This window comes from Mesorhizobium sp. M4B.F.Ca.ET.203.01.1.1, from assembly GCF_004791025.1.
GTDB lineage: Bacteria > Pseudomonadota > Alphaproteobacteria > Rhizobiales > Rhizobiaceae > Mesorhizobium > Mesorhizobium abyssinicae.
The window spans coordinates 1-472 of sequence record NZ_SRUO01000058.1 but is presented as its reverse complement, the minus strand read 5'-3'; the positions used below and the strand labels follow the sequence as shown (position 1 = coordinate 472).

Annotated in this window: 1 protein-coding gene; it reads right to left on the bottom strand. The window is 67.4% G+C overall.

Annotated elements, in window-relative coordinates; translation table 11 throughout:
- Positions 1-54 precede the first annotated feature (54 nt).
- Positions 55-472 (bottom strand): ATP-binding protein (locus tag EN846_RS33600; protein ID WP_245518760.1); only part of this gene is annotated, 418 nt, incomplete at its 5' end.

The window sequence follows — 472 nt, the reverse complement described above, 5'->3', positions numbered from 1 at the left end:
CGGGCCACGGATGCGTTTGCCGACCGGTTCGGCAACGGCACCTGACCCGCAGCGTCAACACGCCACCGTGAACCCCACCGTGGTCAGCCCGTCGCGGCTGGCCACGAACACATCGCCACCATGCAGCACGGCGATGGCCTTGACGATCGACAGGCTCAGGCCGTGGTGGCGTTCGCCCCTGTACTCGCGGGCCTGGTCAACCCGGTAGAAACGCTCGAACAACAGCGGCAGGTGCTCGGCGGCGATGCCATCGCCTTCGTTCAACACCGCAATGCTTGCGCCCTTGCCTTCGGCCTGCAGCTGTACCCGCACCGCGGTACCGGGCCGCGCATGCTGCACGGCGTTGTGCAGCAGGTTGGTCAGGGCACGCCGGAACAGCGATGGATCGATGCTGGCGGTCGCGTCACCTTCGATGCGGAGGGTCAGCCCGGCTTCCTCGAACAGGAATTCAAGGAAGTCGCCGGCGGCGGCC